The organism is Rhizobium oryzihabitans (assembly GCF_010669145.1).
Classification (GTDB): Bacteria; Pseudomonadota; Alphaproteobacteria; order Rhizobiales; family Rhizobiaceae; genus Agrobacterium; species Agrobacterium oryzihabitans.
The window spans coordinates 633,120-655,711 of record NZ_CP048635.1 but is presented as its reverse complement, the minus strand read 5'-3'; the positions used below and the strand labels follow the sequence as shown (position 1 = coordinate 655,711).

The 22,592-nt window shown below is 60.0% G+C and carries 17 protein-coding genes, 3 pseudogenes and 1 riboswitch; of the genes and pseudogenes, 11 read left to right on the top strand and 9 right to left on the bottom strand.

The annotated features are described in order from the left end of the window. Nucleotides 1–12 precede the first annotated feature (12 nt). Nucleotides 13–1,557, top strand: a complete 1,545-nt coding sequence (locus G3A56_RS19685) for a glycerol-3-phosphate dehydrogenase (RefSeq protein ID WP_082185490.1) — start codon at nt 13–15, stop codon at nt 1,555–1,557. 19 nt (nt 1,558–1,576) lie between these two features. Here the strand turns inward: G3A56_RS19685 and G3A56_RS19680 are convergent, their stop codons facing one another. Beyond that, nucleotides 1,577–2,818, bottom strand: a complete 1,242-nt coding sequence (locus G3A56_RS19680) for an ROK family transcriptional regulator (protein WP_082185491.1) — start codon at nt 2,816–2,818, stop codon at nt 1,577–1,579. Between the two features lie 244 nt (nt 2,819–3,062). Between G3A56_RS19680 and xylF the strand changes: the two genes are divergently transcribed. The 4 genes from xylF (at nt 3,063) to metE (ending at nt 9,029) form a co-directional block, all read left to right on the top strand. Beyond that, nucleotides 3,063–4,103 carry a D-xylose ABC transporter substrate-binding protein gene (gene xylF / locus G3A56_RS19675; protein ID WP_003497403.1) on the top strand — a complete coding sequence of 347 codons (1,041 nt, stop codon included), beginning with the start codon at nt 3,063–3,065 and terminating at the stop codon, nt 4,101–4,103. Nucleotides 4,104–4,200: 97 nt separating this feature from the next. Next, on the top strand, nt 4,201–5,496 hold the full coding sequence (locus tag G3A56_RS19670; protein WP_425503385.1) for a sugar ABC transporter permease: 1,296 nt from the start codon (nt 4,201–4,203) through the stop codon (nt 5,494–5,496). A gap of 18 nt (nt 5,497–5,514) precedes the next feature. Beyond that, on the top strand, nt 5,515–6,297 hold the full coding sequence (locus tag G3A56_RS19665; protein WP_082185495.1) for an ATP-binding cassette domain-containing protein: 783 nt from the start codon (nt 5,515–5,517) through the stop codon (nt 6,295–6,297). Nucleotides 6,298–6,366: 69 nt separating this feature from the next. Beyond that, a riboswitch (cobalamin riboswitch) is annotated at nt 6,367–6,581 on the top strand. Between the two features lie 99 nt (nt 6,582–6,680). After that, entirely contained in the window at nt 6,681–9,029 is a 2,349-nt protein-coding gene (metE, locus tag G3A56_RS19660) for a 5-methyltetrahydropteroyltriglutamate--homocysteine S-methyltransferase (RefSeq protein ID WP_082186041.1), read from the top strand. A 196-nt stretch (nt 9,030–9,225) separates the two neighbouring features. Here the strand turns inward: metE and G3A56_RS19655 are convergent, their stop codons facing one another. The 7 genes and pseudogenes from G3A56_RS19655 to G3A56_RS19625 form a co-directional block, all read right to left on the bottom strand. Continuing rightward, the gene (locus G3A56_RS19655) at nt 9,226–9,459 is read right to left on the bottom strand and encodes a hypothetical protein (RefSeq protein WP_164056790.1); all 234 of its coding nucleotides are present in this window, start codon (nt 9,457–9,459) and stop codon (nt 9,226–9,228) included. 94 nt (nt 9,460–9,553) lie between these two features. Next, entirely contained in the window at nt 9,554–9,991 is a 438-nt protein-coding gene (locus tag G3A56_RS19650) for a helix-turn-helix domain-containing protein (protein WP_082185500.1), read from the bottom strand. A 136-nt stretch (nt 9,992–10,127) separates the two neighbouring features. Continuing rightward, nucleotides 10,128–11,021: a hypothetical protein gene (locus tag G3A56_RS19645; protein ID WP_246231395.1), complete on the bottom strand. Its 894-nt coding sequence runs from the start codon at nt 11,019–11,021 to the stop codon at nt 10,128–10,130. Nucleotides 11,022–11,266: 245 nt separating this feature from the next. After that, nucleotides 11,267–11,978: pseudogene (locus G3A56_RS19640) on the bottom strand (TfuA-like protein). After that, nucleotides 11,978–13,193: pseudogene (locus tag G3A56_RS19635) on the bottom strand (YcaO-like family protein). The pseudogenes G3A56_RS19640 and G3A56_RS19635 overlap by 1 nt, the downstream one beginning before the upstream one ends. Nucleotides 13,194–13,209: 16 nt before the next feature. Continuing rightward, a complete protein-coding gene (locus G3A56_RS19630) occupies nt 13,210–13,638 on the bottom strand; it encodes a hypothetical protein (protein ID WP_003497386.1) in 429 nt (142 codons plus the stop codon). Nucleotides 13,639–13,646: 8 nt separating this feature from the next. Next, complete coding sequence (locus G3A56_RS19625) at nt 13,647–15,599, bottom strand: BTAD domain-containing putative transcriptional regulator (protein ID WP_164056788.1); 1,953 nt, start codon at nt 15,597–15,599, stop codon at nt 13,647–13,649. A 172-nt stretch (nt 15,600–15,771) separates the two neighbouring features. Here G3A56_RS19625 and G3A56_RS19620 point away from each other — a divergent pair. Together G3A56_RS19620 and G3A56_RS29035 are read left to right on the top strand one after the other, a co-directional pair. After that, nucleotides 15,772–16,262 (top strand): annotated as a pseudogene (locus G3A56_RS19620) (hypothetical protein). A 367-nt stretch (nt 16,263–16,629) separates the two neighbouring features. Further along, on the top strand, nt 16,630–16,770 hold the full coding sequence (locus tag G3A56_RS29035; protein ID WP_246231394.1) for a hypothetical protein: 141 nt from the start codon (nt 16,630–16,632) through the stop codon (nt 16,768–16,770). 21 nt (nt 16,771–16,791) lie between these two features. On the opposite strand, the gene G3A56_RS19610 is transcribed toward G3A56_RS29035, so the two are convergent. Beyond that, entirely contained in the window at nt 16,792–17,931 is a 1,140-nt protein-coding gene (locus tag G3A56_RS19610) for an ROK family transcriptional regulator (RefSeq protein WP_082185507.1), read from the bottom strand. A gap of 93 nt (nt 17,932–18,024) precedes the next feature. On the opposite strand from G3A56_RS19610, the gene G3A56_RS19605 reads away from it, so the two are divergent. From G3A56_RS19605 to G3A56_RS19590, 4 genes are all read left to right on the top strand, one after another. Next, nucleotides 18,025–19,398, top strand: a complete 1,374-nt coding sequence (locus G3A56_RS19605) for an ABC transporter substrate-binding protein (protein WP_082185509.1) — start codon at nt 18,025–18,027, stop codon at nt 19,396–19,398. A gap of 68 nt (nt 19,399–19,466) precedes the next feature. Further along, a complete protein-coding gene (locus G3A56_RS19600) occupies nt 19,467–20,378 on the top strand; it encodes a carbohydrate ABC transporter permease (protein ID WP_164056787.1) in 912 nt (303 codons plus the stop codon). Continuing rightward, the gene (locus G3A56_RS19595; RefSeq protein WP_164056786.1) at nt 20,378–21,466 is read left to right on the top strand and encodes a carbohydrate ABC transporter permease; all 1,089 of its coding nucleotides are present in this window, start codon (nt 20,378–20,380) and stop codon (nt 21,464–21,466) included. The genes G3A56_RS19600 and G3A56_RS19595 overlap by 1 nt, the downstream gene beginning before the upstream one ends. A 5-nt stretch (nt 21,467–21,471) precedes the next feature. Then, nucleotides 21,472–22,584, top strand: coding sequence for an ABC transporter ATP-binding protein (locus tag G3A56_RS19590; protein ID WP_082185514.1), 1,113 nt, complete (start codon nt 21,472–21,474; stop codon nt 22,582–22,584). Nucleotides 22,585–22,592 lie beyond the last annotated feature (8 nt).

The window sequence follows — 22,592 nt, the reverse complement described above, 5'->3', positions numbered from 1 at the left end:
CGTGGAGGCCTTATGTCCGGCGAAAACATATTCGATCTTTTTGTCATCGGTGGTGGCATCAACGGTTGCGGCATTGCCCGCGATGCGGTGGGCAGAGGCTATTCCGTGGCGCTTGCCGAAAAGGGCGATTTTGCCTCCGGCACTTCGTCCGCTGCCACCAAGCTCATCCATGGCGGCTTGCGTTATCTCGAACATTACGAGTTTCGTCTGGTGCGGGAAGCCCTGATGGAGCGTGAAATTCTATGGGCCATGGCCCCGCACGTCATCTGGCCCATGCGCTTCGTTCTGCCCATCCAGAAGGGCGGCGTGCGTCCTTCATGGATGGTCCGGCTCGGTCTGTTTCTTTATGACAATCTCGGCGGCCGCAAGCTCTTGCCGCCGACCCGCACGCTTGATCTGAGGCAGGATCCGGCGGGCAAGCCTCTGAAGCCGGTTTTTGCCAAGGCTTTCGAATATTCCGATGGCTGGGTGGACGACGCCCGTTTCGTTGTCCTCAACGCGCGCGATGCGGCGGATCGCGGCGCGACGATCATGAACCGCACGCGGGTCGTCTCCGCCCATCGCGAAAGCGGTCTGTGGCTTATCGAAACGCTGGACGAAAAAACCGGCCGCTCAGTCACGCACAAAGCGCGCATGCTGGTCAATGCCGCTGGCCCATGGGTGGATAATGTCCTGTCTGGCGTGTTCGGCCGCAACGATGTGCACAATGTCCGCCTCGTGCAGGGCAGCCATATCATCGTGCGCAAAAAGTTTTCCGATCCGCGTGCCTATTTCTTCCAGAACCCTGATAACCGCATCATCTTCGCCATTCCCTATGAGCGGGATTTCACGCTGATCGGCACCACTGACCGCGACTACAAGGGCGATCCCGCCAAGGTGCGCATCTCCGAGGACGAGATTTCCTATCTCTGCAATGCCGCCAGCGAATATTTCAGCGAGCCGGTGAACTCCGACGATATCGTCTGGACCTATTCCGGCGTGCGGCCGCTTTTCGACGATGGCGCTTCGAAAGCGCAGGAAGCCACGCGCGATTACGTGCTGAAAGTTGAAGAGGCAGAAGGCGAAGCGCCGCTTCTCAACATTTTTGGCGGCAAGCTCACCACCTATCGGCGGCTGGCGGAACATGCGCTGGAAAAGATCGGCGCGGCTATCGGCGAAAAGGGCAAGCCCTGGACGGCGGGTTCCCACCTGCCGGGCGGCGATTTCGGCGTTGAGAGATACGAAGCCCAGGTAACGTCGCTTCTTTGCAATTACCCATTCCTTGACCGTCGCCATGCTGAGCGGCTCATCAGAAACTACGGCACCAAGGCGGCGGACCTGCTCGGAACCGCCTCCGATGTTTCCGGCCTCGGCCGGCATTTCGGCGGCACGCTTTACGAATGCGAAGTGCGCTGGCTGGTGGAGCGCGAATGGGCCTTCACCGCCGAGGATATTCTCTGGCGACGCACGAAACAGGGCCTGCGGTTGAGCAGGGATGAAGCCGCCGTTCTAGGCGAATTCGTTTCCATGTTGACGGGCGTCAGGGAAAAGGCTGAGGCTTTGGCTGAACAGGCCTGAGCACCCACGAGTTGCCCTGTCAGCCCCCGGAATTCCTCACCACTCTGTCAGGGCCGTCTGCGCTCAATATATAATCGTCGGCGGCGGAAAGCGCGTGTTCCATATGCCCTTCGAACACCAGTTCCGGTTCGTCGGGTGCGATGCCGATTTTTGGCATTCCGCCGAAGCGCACGGCTTGGGATTGCGCGAGGCCGTCATGAAGTCCACTTTCCAGAAGGTCGAAATAGCGTGTGCCGGGGCCGGTGATGAAAACCGGCATATGGCCATGCAGGCTGAACAGGCGTGAAAGACCGTTGCCGAGCGCAAGTCCCGCAGTCCGGAAGGCAAAACGGGCCATGCGGGCGCCGGCGCGGGCAGAGGCGGCGATCTTGTCCACTTCGGCAATCGGCACGAATTTCGCCGGTTCCGCCTGCGGCGGCGCTTCGAAGGCCGAGCGCAGGATCGCATAAAATCCGGAATAGGCCTCGATACAGCCTTTGGTGCCGCAGCGGCACAACGCGCCATCCGCCAGATGCAGCATATGGCCGAAATTGGGGGCACTCACCTTGATCGCCCCATCCGGGGTGGCCCGGGCAATGCCGAGGCCGATGCTGTGCCCCAGCGAAAGGGTAACGAGCGCCTCCGGTGCCGGGCTCTCCTTTTCCTTTGCCTGCTGCCGCATCCAGATGGCTTTTGCGGCCAGCAGGGTTTCGTTGTTCAGCGTCACGCGGATGCGGCCGTCCTGCGAAATGAGTTGCTGGAAATCTATCTTTTCATTGCCCAGCACCGGGGACCAGACGAGTGCCGCCGTTGCCGCATCCACAAGTCCCTTGCTGCTGATCGATACCTGGAGAATATCGTGCCGATCGATGCGCGAGCGGTCCGCAAGCCTTGCCAGACCGGCCAGGATCGATTGGCCGAACATGCCTTTTTCAGCCGCGATCCTCTGTTCGGTGAAGCGGTCCACCAGCTTGCCGGCGTAATCGACGAGCGAATATTGCACGCTGTCGGATGAAATGATGACGATGGCGACGTGGCAGAAGGCGCCGCGCGGCCCAAAGAGAATACGCGGCCGCCCGCGGCCCGTAGTGGCAAGCTGCTCTTTGCGCAGGATGAGGCCTGCGCGCTCCAGCTCCATGGTAATGGCGGAGACCGTGGCGGAGGCAAGCCCGGTGAAGGACGACATTTCGGTATGCGAAAGGCTGCCGTGCAGGCGCAATGCCGCCATTACAGACAGGCTGTTTTTCTGGCGCACCAGTTCCGTACTTGCAATGGCGGACATGGGCTGCGGCCTGCTCCCTGAACGGCTTTTTCCTGTCGCGTGCTCACCCCTTCTGATGGCGCATGCCACACACAAGATCAAGGCACCCGGATGCTGCCCGCAGCCGTTGTTGACAGCATTAGGAATCTCTGACATTAATTTTCTCGACTGTCGAGAAAATTGTGAAACCACAGAGACCGGCAGCTTTTTTCCGGGCGTTTTCCCTGCATGGAGGTGCAGGCTTCGCCCTTACCGGGAGGACATCATGAATTCATTTGCCAAGCTTTTGGCGGGTACGGCCGTACTCGTTTCCCTGCACACCGCCGCCATCGCGGCCGATCTCGTTGTCGGCGTTTCCTGGTCGAATTTCCAGGAGGAGCGCTGGAAGACGGATGAGGCGGCGATCAAGGCAGCACTCGACAAGGCCGGTGCGAAATACATTTCCGCCGACGCACAGTCGTCTGCCGCAAAGCAGCTGACCGACGTGGAATCGCTGATTTCCCAGGGCGCAAACGCGCTGATCATTCTGGCGCAGGATAGCGACGCGATTGGCCCGGCGGTCGAAAAAGCCGTTGCCGAAGGCATTCCGGTCGTTGGTTACGACCGCCTGATCGAAAACCAGAACGCCTTCTACATCACCTTTGACAACAAGGAAGTCGGTCGTCTTCAGGCAGCTGAAGTCTTCAAGGTCAAGCCGGAAGGCAATTACGTCTTCATCAAGGGCTCTTCTTCCGATCCGAATGCGGACTTCCTGTTCGCCGGTCAGCAGGAAGTGCTGAAGGCTGCCATCGACGGCGGCAAGATCAAGAATGTCGGCGAGGCCTATACCGATGGCTGGAAGCCGGAAAATGCCCAGAAGAACATGGAGCAGTTCCTGACCAAGAACAACAACAAGGTCGATGCGGTCGTCGCCTCGAATGACGGCACGGCCGGTGGCGCAATCGCCGCTCTCGCCGCGCAGGGCCTTGCCGGTTCGGTTCCTGTTTCCGGTCAGGATGCCGATTTCGCCGCGCTCAACCGTGTCGCGCTCGGCACGCAGACGGTGTCGGTCTGGAAAGACAGCCGTGAACTTGGCAAGGAAGCGGCCGGCATCGCGCTGGAACTGGCCGGTGGCAAGAAGATGACGGAAATCAAGGGCGTCACCAGCTTTGATGGCGGTCCGAAAAAAGTGGCAATGCAGTCGGTCTTCCTCAAGCCCATCGCCATTACCAAGGACAATCTGAACGTCGTCATCGACGCCGGCTGGATCAAGAAGGAAACGGCCTGCCAGGGTGTGAAGGCCGGAACCGTCAAGGCCTGCAACTGAGACCGATAGGTTGACGTTTTGGGCGCCGCGCCACGGCATGTGGTGCGGCGCCTTTCAGATGTAAGGAGGACCGGCAGTCCATGGCCGACATGACACAATCCAATTCCACAGCGTCCCCAAGACGGAAAAGACAGGCTCGATTACGCGCTTCATCAGCGCCACAGAGCTGGATACCCGCCTGCTCGGCATGGTCGGCGCGCTTCTTCTGATCTGGATCGGTTTCCACATTCTTTCGGGCGGGCTGTTCCTGACGCCGAGAAACCTTTGGAACCTCTCCGTGCAGACCGCTTCCGTGGCGGTGATGGCAACCGGCATGGTGCTTGTCATCGTCACCCGCAATATTGATCTCTCGGTCGGGTCGATCCTCGGTTTTTCCGGTATGATCATGGGTGTCATGCAGGCGGAAATCCTGCCGCAGATCCTCGGCTTCGAACATTGGGCGACATGGATTGTCACGCTCTTGGTCGGCATCCTCGTCGGCGGCGCCATCGGCATGCTGCAGGGCTCGATTATCGCTTTCCTGAACGTGCCGTCGTTCATCGTCACGCTCGGCGGCCTGCTCGTCTGGCGCGGCGGCACCTGGTTCATCACCAGCGGCCGTACCGTGGCGCCGATGGATTCCACCTTCCGCCTGATGGGCGGCGGCACCAGCGGCTCGATCGGCGCGACATGGAGCTGGATCGCCGCCATTGTCGCCTGCGTCGCCATCGTTGCCGCCATTCTGAATTCCCGCCACCAGCGCCGCCGTTTCGGTTTTCCGCTGCGGCCGGTCTGGGCGGAATATTTTCTGGTGGCGCTCGGCTGCCTCGTCGTTGTCGGTTTTGTGGCTGTGGTCAACAGCTATCCCTGGCCGGTCAACATCGCCCGCAACTATGCCGACGCCAATGGCATCGCCTGGCCGGAAGGCGGGCTGTTCATTTCGCACGGCATCGCCATTCCAGTTCTGATGGCACTCGCCGTCGGGGCGGTGATGACCTTCATTGCCACACGGCTGCGATTCGGACGTTATGTTTTCGCCATCGGCGGCAACCCTGAAGCGGCGGAACTCGCCGGTATCAAGACCCGCTGGGTCACGGTGAAGATATTCACGCTGATGGGCGTTCTGTGCGCCATCGCCGCGGCCATCTCGACTGCCCGCCTCAACGCGGCCACCAATGCGCAGGGCGAGCTGGACGAGCTCTATACGATTGCGGCGGCCGTCATCGGCGGCACGTCGCTTGCCGGTGGTGTGGGAACCATTGCGGGCGCGATGCTCGGCGCGCTCGTCATGCAATCGCTGCAATCCGGCATGGTGCTCGTGGGCATCGATACGCCCTTCCAGCGCATCGTCGTCGGTGTGGTTCTGGTCGTCGCCGTCTGGCTCGACACCATTTACCGCGCCCGCGCCAAGTAAGAACCGAGGAGAACCCCAATGACGGACCAAGTCACGCCCCTCGTGGAAATGCGCAATATTTCCATTTCCTTCGGCGGCATCCACGCGGTGGAAAACGCCTCTGTCGATCTTTTCCCCGGCGAGGTGGTCGCTCTTCTCGGCCACAATGGCGCGGGAAAATCGACGCTCATCAAAATCCTCTCCGGTGCATATCGGCGTGACGGCGGCGATATCCTCATCAACGGTGAGGATGCGGATATCCGCAATCCCCGCGACGCCAAGAAATACGGCATCGAGACCATCTATCAGACGCTGGCTGTGGCGGATAATGTCGATGCGGCCGCCAATCTTTACCTCGGTCGCGAGCTGAAGACGAAATGGGGCACGCTTGACGATGTCGCCATGGAAGCCTCGGCCCGCGAGGTGATGGGGCGTCTCAACCCGAATTTCCGGCGGTTCAAGGAGCCGGTGAAGGCGTTGTCCGGCGGCCAGCGACAGTCCGTCGCCATTGCCCGCGCCATTCTGTTCGATGCCCGCATCCTCATCATGGACGAGCCGACGGCAGCACTCGGGCCGCAGGAAACGGCGCAGGTCGGCGATCTCGTCAAGGAACTGAAACGGCAGGGCATCGGCATCTTCCTCATCAGCCACGATATTCACGACGTCTTCGATCTGGCGGACCGGGTCTTCGTCATGAAAAACGGCAAGGTGGTCGGCCATGCCCGCACTGAGGATGTGACGAAGGACGAGGTTCTCGGCATGATCATTCTGGGTAAGGTGCCGCCAGGTGCCGTGCCGGGACCGGGTGCGGTCGTCTCCTGAGTAGTCGTCCTCAATGAAATAAAGATATAAAGATTTCTTTATGTCTATTGACATCATGATGCCCGTGGTGAGAAATGCGGGTGTCATGGTTCTCCGGGCCTGATTGTTTCAATCCCGGAGCTAAGAGGGAATCCGGTGCGCCATTAATTGGCAAGACCGGAGCTGCCCCGCAACTGTAAGCGGCGAGCCTTTGTCCATCAACGTCACTGGGGTGAAAGCCCCGGGAAGACGGGCAAAGGCGACGACCCGCGAGCCAGGAGACCTGCCAGGACAAAATAACGTCCACGGGCGGGGTGTCCCGGTGGTTGCTCGTTGGCCCGGCAACGGCTGGGCCCGCACGCGTCCGCTTTACCCATGCCCCCACAACCAAATGGGGTATGACAATGTCAAACAAGACCATTCCAGTCGCATCGCTCGGTTTCCCGAGGATCGGCCGCCACCGCGAATTGAAGTTCGCGCTTGAAGGCTTCTGGTCGGGAAAGATTTCCGAGCCGGAACTTCTTGAAACCGCCGCTAAACTGCGCGCCGAAAACTGGGCGCTTCAGCAGCAAAAAGGGATTACCCATATCCCGTCCAACGATTTTTCCCTCTATGATCACGTGCTCGATACGGCCGTGATGGTGGGCGCCATTCCCTCCGTTTACGCATGGACGGGCGGAGAAGTATCGCTGTCGACCTATTTCGCCATGGCGCGCGGCAGCCAGAGCGAAGGCCATGCGGGTTGCGGCCATGGTCATGAAGGGCATGCGCACCACGGTCAGGGCGTTCCGGCGCTGGAAATGACCAAATGGTTCGACACCAATTATCATTACATGGTCCCGGAGGTTTCCGAGGATCAGCATTTCGCGCTCACCTCGCAAAAGCCGGTCGATCATTTCCTTGAGGCAAAGGCGCTCGGTATCCATACGCGTCCGGTCATCCTCGGCCCGGTCACCTTCCTGAAGCTAGCCAAGGCGCGTGGCGCGGCCTTCAAGCCGCTCGATCTGCTGGCCAGACTGCTGCCGGTCTATGAAGAACTGCTGCGCCGCCTGCATGCGGCCGGTGCGGACTGGGTGCAGGTTGATGAACCGGTTGCCGCCCTGGACCTTTCCGAGGGTGAGCGTCATGCGCTGACTGTTTCCTATCAGGCTTTGTCGAAAGCCGCGCCGGATCTGAAAATCCTCGTCGCGACCTATTTCGGCGGTCTTGAGGATAATCTGGAGGCTGTCACCGCACTTCCGGTCGCGGGTCTTCATATTGATCTCGTGCGTGCGCCCGGTGAACTTGAGCCGGTGCTGAAAGCATTGCCCGCAGAGAGCGTCCTGTCTCTCGGCGTCATCGACGGCCGCAACATCTGGCGTGCCGATCTCGCCGCGATCATCGGCAAGCTGGAAGCCGCAATTGCCACGCGGGGCGCGGCGTCGTTTCAAATCGCGCCTTCCTGCTCGCTCTTGCATGTCCCTGTTGACCTCGAACTGGAAACAGGTCTTGATGCTGATCTGAAAAGCTGGCTTTCCTTCGCCACCCAGAAGCTCGGTGAGCTTGCCACGCTCGGCAGGGCGTTCGGTGAGGGCAAGGCAACTGTGACTGCGGAGCTGGAAGCCGCCACCAAGGTGATTGCCGAACGTGCATCATCGCCAAAGGTGACTGATGTGGCCGTGCGGAGCCGTATCGCAACGATTGGCGAAGCCGACAGGAAGCGGACGAGCGCTTTTGCCGAGCGGCAGAAGGTGCAGTCGCAGGCCATTGCGCTGCCGCTTTTCCCGACAACCACCATCGGCTCCTTCCCGCAGACGCCCGAGGTGCGAAAGGCCCGCTCCGCGCATTCAAAGGGCGCCCTGACCGACGCGCAATATGAAAGCTTCCTGCAGAAGGAAACGGAAGCGACCATCCGCTGGCAGGAGGAAATCGGCCTCGACGTGCTCGTTCATGGCGAGTTCGAGCGCAACGACATGGTGCAATATTTCGGGGAACAACTATCCGGCTTCGCCTTCACGCAGCACGCGTGGGTGCAGAGCTACGGCTCGCGATACGTTCGCCCACCGATCATTTTCGGTGATGTGTCGCGTCCGAAACCGATGACGGTGCGCTGGTGGGAATATTCCCAGTCCCTAACCGAAAAACCTGTCAAGGGCATGCTGACCGGGCCGGTGACGATCCTCAACTGGTCCTTCGTTCGCGACGATATCGCCAGAAGCGTGACGTGCCGCCAGATCGCGCTAGCCATCCGCGACGAGGTCAACGATCTCGAGGCAGCCGGGGCGAAGATGATTCAGATTGACGAGGCAGCGTTGCGTGAGGGCCTGCCGCTTCGGCATCGCGACTGGCAGGACTATCTCGGCTGGGCGGTTGAATCCTTCCGCATTTGCTCAAGCGGCGTGGAGGATCGGACACAGGTTCACACCCATATGTGCTATTCGGAATTCAACCAGATCATCGATGCGATCGCGGCCATGGATGCGGACGTGATCTCCATCGAGACCTCGCGTTCGAAGATGGAATTGCTGGATGCCTTCCGAACCTACAAATATCCGAACCAGATCGGCCCCGGTGTGTACGACATCCATTCGCCGCGTGTGCCGGCAGTGGGAGAGATGGTCGATCTTCTGGCGCTGGCGCGGCAGCGGCTTGACGACCGGCAGCTCTGGATCAATCCGGATTGCGGCCTGAAAACCCGCAAATGGGAAGAGGTGAGGCCGGCGCTCGTCAATATGGTGGCTGCGGCCGCCGAGCTTCGCCGGGCCGTGGTCTGATATGAAGCGAGGCCCGGCAAACCGGGCCTCGCTCATCGCTTGCGCGAAGAAAATTGGGAAGGGGTGTAAGGATGCTTTTGTCCGGCAGGATGGAGCCGGCCGGACCGGCAAACGGAAGCGATCCCGAGCGTTTGCGACTAGAGGTCGATATAAACGCTCGATTTCGCGGATTACGCCATTTCGGACGCGGAAGCGCTCAATGCAGATCGGACGATGCGAAGCCGCTGCCGTTCAGTTCTGCGCCTGCCAGCGGCATTCCTTGCTGGTTGATATCCTGGGCCAGCGACAACAATGCCATTTCGAGGAAATAGGTTGACATGCCCAGTTCCATGGATTTCGAACGCTGGCAAAGATAGGAAACCATCCTACCAAGGGCCAGAATCTCGTCTGCATTGTCCTGTTCAAGTATTGCTGTGGTAGACGCCGCCATGCTTCCCTCTCGACAATCGACAGTATGAAAACGCGTGGATATCGCGTTGTTCAATTTCGACCATATCGAGCGTCACGCGAGCGTCACACCTGCGTCAATCATCGTTCTTGTTTTCCGGCGTCACTGCATTTTCCGCTGTTTCAGTCGCAGCGAGCGATGTGACGAGTGCAACAATGCTTCTGCGCACGGATGTGCTCTTGATGCGGGCAAATGCCTGGTTCAGCGAAAAGCCTTCGTTCGAAGCGACGAATGTCTGCATGGCATTGATCGTGCCAAGGGCCGGATTGCCGGCGCCGCCATCGGGCGTTGCATTGGCGAACAGGGAGCTGACATCGACGCCGAGAACGGACGCAATGGCCTGCAGACGCGACGCGCCGACGCGATTGGCGCCTTTTTCGTACTTCTGGACCTGCTGGAAAGTAATTCCCAACCGGCCTGCCAGCGCACTCTGACTCATGCCGAGCGACTTGCGGCGCATTCTGATTTGTGCGCCCACATGTACGTCGATCGGGCTGGGTAGTTTGGCCTGCATGTTGAATTCCTCCAGTTGTGAGGTCTTAAATCGGATAAATATCAATTAATATTGTTGAAGGTATACATTCAACACAATTTCCACGGGTATTGTAGTCCATTATTGAGAAAATAACGACGTTTTTCCTTTGCCAACCCTATGCAGGGCCACGGTTTATCACCTTGGTTGCACATCGCAGCGCCCCGTTGCGACTAGCAAGATGGCTCCATCCCGCGATGCCGACGGCGTTAAACCCGAGGCTTTCCCATATTTGCCGGTTTTCTCGGTCGAAAATCCCAAGCGCTTCCGTATCGCCAAAATGCGGGATCCAGACGAATGGTCGTTTTTGACTGGAACGTGTGACATTTTCAAGAAAGACGTTGTTGTAAAGCCGGGGCAGGCATTTCTTCGTATCGATGGCGGGTAAAACCGGGATAGGATTTCGCAGGATCGCAAAACCCTGCCGCGCCAATGAAAGAGCCGATGCGTCCAGTTTCCGTTTCAAATCGGTGGCGGCACGGGCGTCGCAGCCGTCAAACGCGACCGGCTCGGCCACAAGCAACAGGGGATGGCCATCACGTCTCAGGCCGGTAACTGAAACAAACTGGTCGACGTGGAAACCGCATTGATGCATTTTTCCGCCGGCCATTGCCGGTGCTGAGGCCCTTGTTGATGAATGATCGGATGATGCCGAGGCATTGCCAAGGTCTTCAGGCCGATATCCGAAACTGTGTACGGTTCTGCCGTCGAGCGCCTGAACCCGCTGCCATCGTTTGTGACGGTCGTTCGCAGCACTCCGCCCGACCCAGCCATCATCCTGCAGGCTGGAATGGCCCACCAGCCGAAAGTCAGGGCCAACAAGCTGGTTACCGCCCGCCAGGGCCACATCCGAAAACTCTGCTGCAAACCCAAGACGATCGGCAAGTCGACCGGCGAGAGCATTTCCCGCCGTCATGACCAGTTCGCCCGCGCCTTCCTTACCCGCCCGGACGTGGAACATATCCTGTATCCACGGATGTGTGACACCGCTGTTTCCATCAAGCGGCATCATCGTGACGGTCCAGGTGGCTCCCAGCCGGTCGAGCCAATTTTGCGCAGGCAGAAGACTGATGCGATCGACGATAACAATGGCCGTTACATCGAAAGGCAGGGCCGAAAGCAGGTTTCCGATTGGGACGAGCGGTGACACGCTGTTGTCAGGCCTGTCATCCGCGAAAAAAGATGCGGGCAGCGCGATCGCGATGGTGCGGATCAGCCCGCCGCAATCGGGCACCAGCGACAGGGATCCGGTAGCGCTCAAGACGCTGTTTCCCGTGCCGTCTGCCGCGCGGCCAATTGCTGAAAAAACATCGTGTTCTGGAATTTCCAGGACAGCGGCAGCGGAGGTGGCAGCGGTTCGCCACCCAGTATTGCCAGAAGTCTGGTCGCGTCATTTTTTTTGATCGACACTGCGTTTGCGGCCAGAAAATTTGCGGTCTCGGAGCCAAGGCCGGCCTCAGCTGCGATGGCACGCCATGTCCTGCGGGTAAAATGCAGCTTGCGGGCAGCGCGGAACAGGGCGTCGTGTGGCTCTGGCTCCATAGAGGGCGGCATGCTTCCAGCGTCGCTTCGACATCGACCAGCGCGATCGTAAGAGGGCGATAGTCGAGTTCGCCGGGTGCGTGGCTCACTGCCACATCGGCATCGGAAAAACGTCGCCCGTCGCGATAGGCTTCGAAGATTTCACCGATGCCCGTCATGCCGAAGGCCGCGCATTCCGCAGCCCTCAACGCCCCATGCTGGCGGCGCCGAGGACGGAGACACCACTCGTCAGCGCATGCAGGATTTCCTTGTGCCAGACGGCGGCGCAATCACCATAAAGGCCATCGATCAATGCGATGACGCGGTTACCCTGCCGAACCGCATCGAAAATATCGCCGCAGGCGGCCGGTCCGCGAAGATCGAGGCCGGAGAGGTGGTCAGGGGCAATGCCGTGGATGGACGGGCCTGCAAAAACGACGGGCTTCATCAAAGCCCTCCGATGTTGAGGAGGCCGTCGAGCGTCCGTTGCGATATCTGTTGCAGGCCGCCACCGGCCGGGGAGAGGCCGCTTGCCATAACCCGCACGACATGCAGGCCGGAGACGCCGGTTTCCAGGGGAATACGTAGATATCCTCGATGCCGCCGGCGAACAGACGTTCCGCAAGCTTTTGCCATCGCGGCAAAGACGGATCGCCATGCGCAAGATCGAGATTGACCGGGGCCGTTTCCACCGGTCGCGCTGCCGAGGCGGAAGGCCCCGGGGAAAACATGTCCCGCTGATAGCGCAGAGGAGAGAGGTCATCCCTTGCGCCGCTGATATCCGTTAATCGCGACTGTATCGCCTCCAGCAATGCCGCAACGGCAGCATCATAGGCGCTCGGCCGGCAGGCGGCGCCCGCAGCACTGCGTGTCGCAAGACCGTCCTGCGCGTGGATGGACCGGGGCAGGCTCGCCATCACCACCGGCACGCCGAGCGCATTGGTAAGGTCGAAAAAGGATGGCGGCAGTCCGATATCCGCGAGGCGTTGAACGAGCGCGTCGAAGGAGGCGTGGACGCCGGGGGAAACAGCACCGGTTGCGGGGCAATAGTGCGGGTTTCGAAGGTATCGACGAGAAAGCAGGCGTCGTTTTCAATGAGTTCGAGAAGAGCGTGGAGAAACGCATGGTCATGGTCGAAACCGGCGGCAAGACCCTGTGAACTCATGAGGAAGGCTCGGCGGTCCCAGGGGAAATCCGCCCGGAAATCCATGCCGACGAGTTCATAAGGGGCGAAAATCTCCCTTTGCTGTCGTATGGAAGTGCCCTTTACCCAGGCGCGCTCGTTTTGCAGGTTGAGCATGTCCGGGTTGACACGGCCGACCGTCTCAAAAGGAACGAGCGGAACGCCCTTGTCGCGCATGTCGCGAATGGAGCCGAAAACGGCGATATGTTTACGGGTGTCTTCGGCGACGGCACCTTCGATCGCTTCCATGATTGCCGAAAGCCGGGCCTGCTCCGCGACAAGTCCCTTGCCCTGCGAGACCGACAGGCCGCGTGAATTGGGTCGCGTCGCGAACCAGACGGGTATGCCGATAATATCGAGACCGGTCACATCACCAACACGGGTAATCCCGAACCGCCGAAGCAGCTCGGGATCGAAGAACGAAGCGTCCGCATGTCTTGAAGCCGCTGTCGCTGAATTGGGAGCACCGGCAGCGGTCAAGGCTGCGGGACCCTCATCAGGGTGCCGCGTTGGTGTCGTCGGCCAGGATGGCGTCGAACAGTTCGCCGGTGATGGAGCCCGCCGGTCCGACAGCCTTCAGTGCGGCCTCGATCGGAGCCTGCACCATGCGGTTGAAATCCCAGCCGGCATCGACCACTTCGCCGATGAAGGCGAAATCGGCCTCGGAAACCACGGCGCCACCGGCGACGAGGGCTTCGATGCCCTGGATCTGGACCTGATCCAGTTCAGCCTCGGGCTGACCGTCCTGACGAACGAGCATGGCCTTTGCAGCCGCTGCAACGCGGGCATAACCATCCACACCGGGATGGCTCGCTTCATAGGCGGCAATCGTCTCATGCGAGACGGACGCAACCCGGAGCGGCGCCGTGCGAATGAAGAGAACGCCGAAGTCCTTTTTTCCGACAATGAAGAAATGCGAGGACATAATATCTCCTATTTGATCCCAGCTAATCGAAGTGCGTGATAGAATTTTTCATTCGCTATCGGGTCGCGGTCTGGAGACAGACTGCTGATCTCCCTCGCCGACATACCCGGATAGTTTTCCTGAAGCCTGCTGCCCGTTTCCCGGGCGGCGGCCAAATCTCCGTGCAGCGCATGGCTTGCGGTCAAGACCCGCAGCGCCGGCTCGTCATTTTCCATGCGTGCGCATAATTCCACCGCCGTGCCGTAATCCTCGCGCTTGAATGCGATGCTGGCGCCCGCCCACCAGTAGATGTCGGGCGCAAGCGGGTTGAGGTCTATGGCCTGCTGAAACTTCTCCCAGGCGATCTCGGCATCGCCGAAATGGGCGAGCGCATCGGCGTGCTGGAGCAAAAGGTCGGCGGAGTTGGGCGCAAGCGCCTCCGCCTCGAAGAATTTTTCGGCGGATATGTCGAAATCGCGTTGATAGAGCGCCACCACGGCGCACATCCAGTGGCCAACGCCAAGCGCAGGGTCGATTTCGACGGAGGCGTCGGCCTCGGCCTTGGCGCGGTGCAGCAGGTGGGGGTCGTTGCCGCCCAGCATCAGCCATTCCAGCTGCAGGCTCTGCGCCACGCGGGCGCGGGCAACCGCCATGCCGTGGTCGATATCGACCGCCTTGCGGAACATCGAGCGGGCTCGCCGCAACAGCGGCAAGTCACATTTGCCGCGCAGAAGCTGCTGGCCCTCCAGCAATTGCCGGTAGGCCTCGCCGCTGTGGTTGCGGTCGGGCTCCACCTGAAGACGCTCGATCTCGCGGGCAAGGGCTGCGGCCACCTGTTTGGACAGCAGCCGGAAGGCGGCGTGAATCTGCCGTTCGGTCAGGACCGCTTCCAGCGACCAGACGATTTCGCCGGTCGCTTCCTCGATCAGCGCAACCGACATGCGGGTATCGTCGAAAACCGTCGACATGATGCGGTAATCCGCCCGCAACATGGCGTAACTGTCGTCGGTCCGGTCGCGCGTCAGTGCAAAGGTACTGTGCGGTGAAAGGACGGTGAAGGTCCGGTATCGAACCAGGCTGTTGGCGACATCCTCGATGAAGGCCTGCATCACCGGTGAGCCCGGCAGCCCGTCCACCCGCGCCGGCCGGCTAAAGGCGACGCGTGGTTTTGCCGTGGCTTTCCGTCGGCTGCTCTCGTCCGGCTCGGTGGGGGCGGCTATCGTCGAGACGAGACTTTGTATCCTCCGCCGCAGCGCCACGGTTTCTGCTTCCGGAGAGCGCTCTTCCTGTCGCAGCTGTTCCAGTAGAAGCTGGAAAATTCCCTCGCAGGCGCTGGTGTTTCCTATCCGCGCATAGGCTGCCATGGCGGCGCGGTAGGTTTCTTCGCGCTCCGGCTCGATCTTGCGCGCGCATTCGACAAGCCTGGCAATATCGTTCGAACTGGCACGGCCGAAGCGCGTCAGCTCCTCCAGCAGTTGCACATAGCTTGAAAAGAACAGGTCCCTGAGGCGGCGTCGCTCCGACAGCAGCCAGAGGTAGAGATGATCCTGCCCGGTCTCCAGCCCCTCCAGCAATTCGCCGCCGAATTCAAGCAAGGCGTGCAGCCGTCGCATCGGCTCTTCGGCCCTTGCACCGGCAAGGAAGATCGCAAGGTCCGTCCTCTGAGCGAGCTTCCCGGCCTTCAGATCGTTGCCTTCGGTCAGAAGGATGGCTTCGTCCCCGTTGGAGAGCTTCTGAAGGCGCAGAATGAGCTGCCGCAGATTGCCAAGAGCCCTTTTCTGCTCGACATTTTCCCATAGCAGCGATGCGGCGTGCTGGCGGGACAGGGACTGGTTCGGAGCAAGGATAAGGGCGGCGGTAAGGGCAAAACCCTTGGACGGAAAAAAGGCGTCCCGCACCGCTTCACAGCGCGGGGTTCCAAAAAGCCGGATCGATATCAGTTCAGCGTTCCCAGCCACTTTCGTCCCCTCATGAATCACCATCTAACAACGTGCCCGGGAAATTGAAAGTCATCATAGCGTTCCATTTGACGCTGGTGTGACGCGGCCTGGCTATTGTCGCAGACAGAAGCGTGAATGACGGGCGGAAAACAGCGAATATGCAGCGGGCAGGCAGCGGGAATTTTCGAAATTGATAGCGTTTAACGGAAGCTACATGGCGTTCGAGCCGCGTATCGAACCTTACCAGCGTGCCGACGACGTCGGTTATGCGGTCAGCGAATTCATGTGGTTCAAGGGCCGGCCCTTCTATCCCGTCTCGGCGCTGGTTCACGCGAAAGTTGCCCATGCCAGGCTGTCGGCGCAGAAAAGTGACGATCAGGACGAAGACAATCTCGATATTCTTTTCCGCATGCCGGTCGTGGCGGGCGGTCATTTTTTCGAGATCGTCCTGCGTTCGAACGAAGGCACATCTTACGGCGGCTGGCTGTGGGGGAAGAGCTGGAGATCCTGAACGAGTTCGTCAACGGCTATCGCGTTCTGGCGGGGAAGTTCGACGACAGGTTGATCCGGTTCGAATATTCAAAGCGGTTTCAGCGCTACCGGACAGCCGAGCCGCTGCCGGTGGAAAAATCCGTTTTCCTGATCCAGCGGGAGGCCAAGCCTTACGCGGGAAAAAGGGAAATTCCGGGAAGCCCGGCACGGTAATCGCCCGGGGGTCGCCTATCCGTTCAGGGGAGCGGAAAGGCGTGGGGAAGAGGTGGTTCGACAGGTACTGCGCAAACTGCGCGCAGCACAAGCATGCCCGGTAAAGCCATGGCTTTATCGGATGTCTCGGGGTGAATTTTTTATTTTTATTGTGTGGAAAATTATGATGCCCAATAGAGGTAACATGCGTAACAGGCGGGTGTCATCGCAACTTGTCGCGGTGAATTGCGCCCCAGGCGACGAGGTGCTTTCCATTGAGGAGAGCGCCGACGACAAGCCGCGCCCATTCGTTCCGAATGACAGGCTTCATGTCGTAAGCGAACCGGTTTCCAAGACTGTATTCAGGTCTCGCCCGTCGGAGAGCCGGGTGGGAGAAGACACATTTCGGGTGACGGAAATCAGCAACACGGTCATCGACGCTGATATCAGGGTCGCGAAATGGGCCTGGGCGGCGCTGGTGATCGCGCATTGCGGGCTGATCTATTTCATGGTGCAAAATCTCGGGTGACCCGGGAACATGCTTCACCCTTCAGCCGGCGTCGCTGACACCATGCAGGATCATCGCCGCGGCACCGAAGGCCACGGGATCTGTGGCCACCACTTCCGGCAGCAGGATTTGCGGCTGTATCACGCTTGCGCCGTTGAACGGGTCAGAGCGTTCGTAGTCCAGCCATTGCGCCAGCCTCTCGCGCACGATCCTCGGTAAGGTGCCGCCGACGAAGATGGCGGTGGGCGCCAATATGGCGCTGACGGCGAAGGCGAGACGGGCGACTTCGGGGCCTGCCCGCTCAAGCCATGCATCAAACACGGCGGGATTGCGCGACAGATAATCCGTCCAGACCTCTGGTGCGCGCCCCGAAGGTTTCTCACCCACATGCTCGAGACACCATGCGGCCAGATCTTCGAAAGAGGGGCGCGATGCGCCGCGGCCGCGCAGGGCGCCGATCTCGCCGGCATTGCCGAGATAACCGCGAAAAAGCTCGTTCTTGATGATGATGCCGCCGCCGATCCCTTCTGACAGATAGAGATAGGCGAAGTTTTCATGCCCGGCCGTGTTGCCGAGCGTGAGTTCGCCCATGGCGGCGGCATTGGCATCGTTTTCGATGATGACCGGGCAGCGCAACGCCTCGCGCAGCATGGCGGAAAGATCCGATCCCGCCCAGGAAATCACCTCCTCGGCAAGATCGAGCGACATGGCTTCCTTGCGAAAGCGGGTCGGCATGGCGATCGCTGCGCCGATGAGATCGCTTCTATTGATCGCGTTTTTCGCAAGCAGTTGCTCGGACCCGTCCTGAAGCGCCCGCTGAACATCCGAGAATGCACCATAGGAACCCCGCAGCTGCAATTCGCCGACGATCTCCCCGCCGAAATTCAGGAGCGTCAACATCACCGAATAACGGTTCGCGTGCGCGCCAAGGGCGTAACCGACATTTTTTTTGAGCGTGAGGTCTATATGCGGTGCACCGCGACCTTCCTGCCGGCGTGCGCCCTCCTCGATAATGCCACGCTGAAGCAGATTGCGTGTCATCATGCTGACGGCTGCCGGGGTTATGTTGCAGTACTCGGCAAGCTCCACGCGCGAGGCCGAGCCCTTGCGCCTGATATATCCCAGAAGCGCGCCCTGTGTTGCACCGATGCCGGTCAGGTCGCCGTTTCGTCTGTCACTCAATGTTCCGCTCTCCCAGCCTTATCTCCGGAAATGTCATAAAGCTGTAAATTAAGCAACTTAATTAAATAATCAGTTTCAACGGGAATGGATCCTATGTTCAAGTCTCTCTCCTTGGCGGCGACGGTCGCTCTCAGCGCGCTTTTGCCGGCCGTTGCCTTCGCCGAAGACATCAACATCAAGCTCTGGACGCTTGCCGACAAGAACGCGCCAGGCCGTGTCACCAACATCGAGGCCGCGGCTGGTATTATGAACGCGCAGTTCAAGGCCGCAGGCGTCGACAAGCGCATCGTCATCGACATCAATAACAGCAGCGTACAGGGCTGGGACGCCTTCGCGCTCGATACGCTGAAGGCGTTTTCGGTGGGGCAGGGGCCGGATATCTACGTTCTGCCGCATGAGTGGATCGGCCAGTTCGCGCAGGACGGCTATGCGATGGCGATGGAAGGCAAGATCGCTGCCACCCCGTGGGTTTACGGCGATATTCTGCCTGTCCTGTGGGATTCGGCCAAGGCGACGGACGGCAAGATTTACGGCATTCCGCAGGACGCGGAGATCCGCATGTTCTTCTACAACAAGGACATGCTGCGCAAGATCGGCAAGGATGAAGCCTTCATCGAAGGCCTGCCGGCCAAGGTTGATGCCGGCGAATTCACACTCGATGATCTGACGGCCCTGTCGAAGGAAGTGGTTGACGGTAAGGCCGCGCAATACGGCATGCTGCACCGTCCGAATGTCGGCATCGATTATCTGATGGTATTTCAGTCCTATGGCGTGAAGTTCATGGACGAAAAGACCGGTAAGCTGATGTTCCCCAAGGCTGAGATGGCCAAGGCGCTCGGCTGGTACGAGCGTAACGCCAAGCAGGGCGTGACCCCGGTCGACAACACGGCCATGAGCTGGGAAGCCATCCAGACCGCATTCAAGCAGGAGAAGGCCTTCATCTTCCACCAGGGCGTATGGGCGGTTGCCTGGCAGGTGGGTGAAAAGAACGGCGCGACCTGGCCGACCGATGGCGAGGGATATTTCAACAAGATCGGCTGGATTTCCGCACCGGCTGCCGAAAAGGGCGGCAAACCTTCCAACCTGTCGCACCCGCTGCTCTACACCCTCAATCCGAAGAGCAAGAATGCCGACATCGCCGCCGATCTCGTGGCGCTCGCGACATTGCCCTATTTCAACAACGAGCATGCCGTGACCTCCTATCACACGGCGATCAGCAACGCCCAGACGGCGATGCCGAAATATCGCGACAACTGGGTTCTTTCCGCCGCGTCGCCGATGATGAAGGATGCGCAGTTCGTGCCCAACCACACCAAGTTCGGCAGCTATAACAAGGTGCTGTTCAGCGGTCTGCAGGCGGTTGAGACCGGCAAGATGACGGCTGCGCAGGCGGTTGATTTCATCGCCGACGAACTCGAACTGCAATTCGGTGCGGAGATCGAAATCCGCGAAGCCGCAAGCAACTGAGTTTGCCCGAAACCACGCCGTCCGGCTTTGCCGGGCGGCTTTTCCGCGTTTCCCACCGGTATATCGTAATGTCAAAATTCCAGCTTCGGACGCGTCGTCCGGCCCGGCCGATCTTTTATCTGGCGCCCGCACTTGTCCTGCTCGGCCTGTTCTTTCTGACCCCGATCGTCGTCAATCTGGTGATCGCCTTTACCGATATGGGCGCAAATCTGAAGGTCGGCAAATTCACGGTCGAGAATTTCCAGCGCATGGTCCAGCGTGACATGCGCCTGCCGATCGTGCTTCTGACGACGCTTGTTTATGTCGGCGCGACACTGTTCCTCTTCAATATCGGCCTTGGCGCGCTGCTGGCCGTCACGACGACGGCGATACCGGACCGGCTCGGCAATTTCTTTCGCGGCCTGTGGCTGCTGCCGCGCATGAGCCCGGCCGTGCTTTATGGCGTGCTGTGGATATGGATCGCCGATCCGACCTCTTCCGGCCTGCTCAACCAGTTTCTCGGCGCGCTCGGCGCACCCGCTCTCAACCTGCGCAATGACTTTCCGCTGCTTCTGGTGGTCGTGGCGAACGGCGTCGTCGGTGCGTCCTTCGCCATGGTCATCCTCACATCGTCCATCCGCTCCATACCCTCGCATCTGGCCAATGCGGCGCGTGTGGATGGCGCCAGCGAATGGGGCGTGCTTCGCCATGTCGTCGCACCGGCGCTTTCGGCTCCCATCCGTTTCATCACGCTCTATCAGGCGCTTTCGCTGCTGACGACCTATGAATACATCCTGCTGATCACCGGCGGTGGCCCAGTCTACGACAGCACGACCTATGCGCTCTATATCTACCGGCGCGCCTTCGAAAACGGCGCTTACGCCTATGGCGCGGCACTGGCACTCGGCCTGATGGCCATCGGCGTTGCGGTGACACTCGTCCAATGGCGTCTCAGCAACATGCGCTCGACCTTTGCTCCCGCCAAAATCGAGGTACTGTGATGACGCTCGCCCACTCCCATGCGCCTGCCCGTAACAGGCGCGCGCTTGATCTGAAGCCGGACTGGACGCGGCTGGAAAGGCGTAGCCTCGCCCATCGCGCCGGCTTTATTCCCGTTATCCTCGTGTTCCTGACGGTGGTCTCGGTTCCGGTTCTCCTGCCCTATCTGTGGCTGTTGGTGAAATCGCTGACGAGTTCCGACGACAATCTCAGCCGGCTTGTGTTGTGGCGCAGCGGCGCAATCGCCGCTTTTGCTTATGGCGGGGCGATAGCGGTCGCACTTTTCTCCGCGCGCCTGCGCAATCCCGTGCTGTTGTGGCTGGCATTTGGCGCCGTTGTTGCAGCACTCGTTTTCGTGCTGGTGCTGCCGCATCTGACCATCGAGAATTATAGCTTCCTGTGGAGCCGCGATATCGAGAAAACCGGCACCACGCGCATGGCGCTGATGCCGTCGATCTGGGCTGCGATGCGCAATTCGCTGCTGTTTGCCGCTTCCCAGACCCTGATCGTCGCGCTGGTCGCCACGCCTGCCGCCTATGCGCTGTCGCGCTTCACCTTTGCCGGGCGTGAAAATGTGCTGCGCGGCCTTCTGTTGCTGCATGCATTTCCAGCACTCGCGCTCACCGTCGCGATCTTCGTGCAGCTGCATTACATGGGCCTGCTCAACAATCTCTTCGGCGTGGTGCTGGTGATGAGCGCGCTGGAGCTGCCGTTTGCGATTTTCGTTCTCAAGGGCTTCTTCGACAACGTTCCCTGGGACATTGAAATGAGTGCCGTCACCGATGGCGCGACCCGCTTCCAGGCTTTTAGCATGGTGGTTCTGCCGCAGGTGAAAAGCGGACTGATCGCGGTCGCCACTTTCACGTTTCTGCGCGGCTGGGAGGAATATGTCTTCGTCCAGACGCTGCTCATCGAAAAAAGCCAGATGACGATGAGCCTCTATCTCTTCTTCGTGGCACAGGACAGCGTCGGCGTGAATTACGGCATGATCGCCGCCGTCGGCATCATCTATCTGCTGCCTGTGCTGATCATTTACATCTTCACGCAGAAATACATCACCCAGATGAGTTTCGGCGGGATCAAAGGATAATCGCCATGGCCAGGATCACTCTTACCGACGTCACAAAAAGCTGGGGCGACACCAGGGTTCTGCAACCGATGACGCTCTCCATCGAAGATGGCGAATTCGTCGCCGTTCTCGGCCCATCGGGATGCGGAAAGTCGACCACGCTGTTCCTGCTCGCCGGGCTCTACGCGCCGACTGGCGGAGAGATCGCCTTTGACGGCCATAACGTCAATCGCATCGATGCGCGCGACCGCAATGTCGGTATCGTCTTCCAGTCCTATGCGCTTTATCCCAACCTGACGGTGCGGCAGAACATTGCCTTTCCGCTGCGTTTCAAGAATGTTGCGCGCGAGGAAGCGGCGCGGCGGGTGGAGGAGGCGGCAAGCCTCGTGCAGATCAGCGCGTTACTCGACCGGCGGCCCTCGCAGCTTTCCGGCGGTCAGCAGCAGCGCGTGGCGCTCGCCCGGGCGCTGGTCAAGGAACCCAACATCCTCCTCCTGGACGAGCCGCTTTCCAACCTCGACGCAACGCTGCGCATTACCATGCGCGCCGAACTCAAAAGCCTGCAGAAACGGCTTAAGATCACCACGCTGATCGTCACCCATGACCAGATCGAGGCGATCACCATGGCCGACAGGATCATCTGCATGAACAATGGCGCGGTCGCCCAGATCGGCACGCCTGATGATCTTTATCGCCGGCCCGACAATCTGTTCGTGGCCGGCTTCATCGGCACGCCGCCGATGAACCTCTTGAAGGGATGGGCGCAGGGCGGGCAGTTGCAGATTGGCGATGCCTTGCTCGATCTCGATGGTCCTTGCGACGGTGAGGTCACCTTTGGCCTGCGCCCGGAGGATATCGCCCTCATTCAACCCACGGAAGCGCTGCTTTCGGGGCAGGTCACCACCGTCGAGCCCATGGGGCGCGAGGTGTTCTACACGATCGACACGCCCGCAGGCGTGATCCACGCGCTTGAATATGGCGAGACCATACGCCACTCGCCGGGAGATCATGTCGGGATCAGCTGCAAATCCGGCCTGACACTCGTGTTCGAAGCCAACGGCAACCGCATCGCTGGACTTCACGCCGATCTTTCCCACCATTCGACCGTTCCGGCGCGGGAGCCGGAGCCCGTAAACTGACAGGACTT

Excerpts from the sequence above, each read along its gene's own strand:
- G3A56_RS19685 (WP_082185490.1), top strand. The coding sequence starts at position 13 with ATGTCCGGCGAAAACATATTCGATCTTTTTGTCATCGGTGGTGGCATC.
- G3A56_RS19680 (WP_082185491.1), bottom strand. The coding sequence starts at position 2,818 with ATGTCCGCCATTGCAAGTACGGAACTGGTGCGCCAGAAAAACAGCCTG.
- xylF (WP_003497403.1), top strand. The coding sequence starts at position 3,063 with ATGAATTCATTTGCCAAGCTTTTGGCGGGTACGGCCGTACTCGTTTCC.
- G3A56_RS19665 (WP_082185495.1), top strand. The coding sequence starts at position 5,515 with ATGACGGACCAAGTCACGCCCCTCGTGGAAATGCGCAATATTTCCATT.
- metE (WP_082186041.1), top strand. The coding sequence starts at position 6,681 with ATGTCAAACAAGACCATTCCAGTCGCATCGCTCGGTTTCCCGAGGATC.
- G3A56_RS19655 (WP_164056790.1), bottom strand. The coding sequence starts at position 9,459 with ATGGCGGCGTCTACCACAGCAATACTTGAACAGGACAATGCAGACGAG.
- G3A56_RS19650 (WP_082185500.1), bottom strand. The coding sequence starts at position 9,991 with ATGCAGGCCAAACTACCCAGCCCGATCGACGTACATGTGGGCGCACAA.
- G3A56_RS19645 (WP_246231395.1), bottom strand. The coding sequence starts at position 11,021 with ATGATGCCGCTTGATGGAAACAGCGGTGTCACACATCCGTGGATACAG.
- G3A56_RS19630 (WP_003497386.1), bottom strand. The coding sequence starts at position 13,638 with ATGTCCTCGCATTTCTTCATTGTCGGAAAAAAGGACTTCGGCGTTCTC.
- G3A56_RS19625 (WP_164056788.1), bottom strand. The coding sequence starts at position 15,599 with ATGGTGATTCATGAGGGGACGAAAGTGGCTGGGAACGCTGAACTGATA.
- G3A56_RS19605 (WP_082185509.1), top strand. The coding sequence starts at position 18,025 with ATGTTCAAGTCTCTCTCCTTGGCGGCGACGGTCGCTCTCAGCGCGCTT.
- G3A56_RS19600 (WP_164056787.1), top strand. The coding sequence starts at position 19,467 with ATGTCAAAATTCCAGCTTCGGACGCGTCGTCCGGCCCGGCCGATCTTT.
- G3A56_RS19595 (WP_164056786.1), top strand. The coding sequence starts at position 20,378 with ATGACGCTCGCCCACTCCCATGCGCCTGCCCGTAACAGGCGCGCGCTT.
- G3A56_RS19590 (WP_082185514.1), top strand. The coding sequence starts at position 21,472 with ATGGCCAGGATCACTCTTACCGACGTCACAAAAAGCTGGGGCGACACC.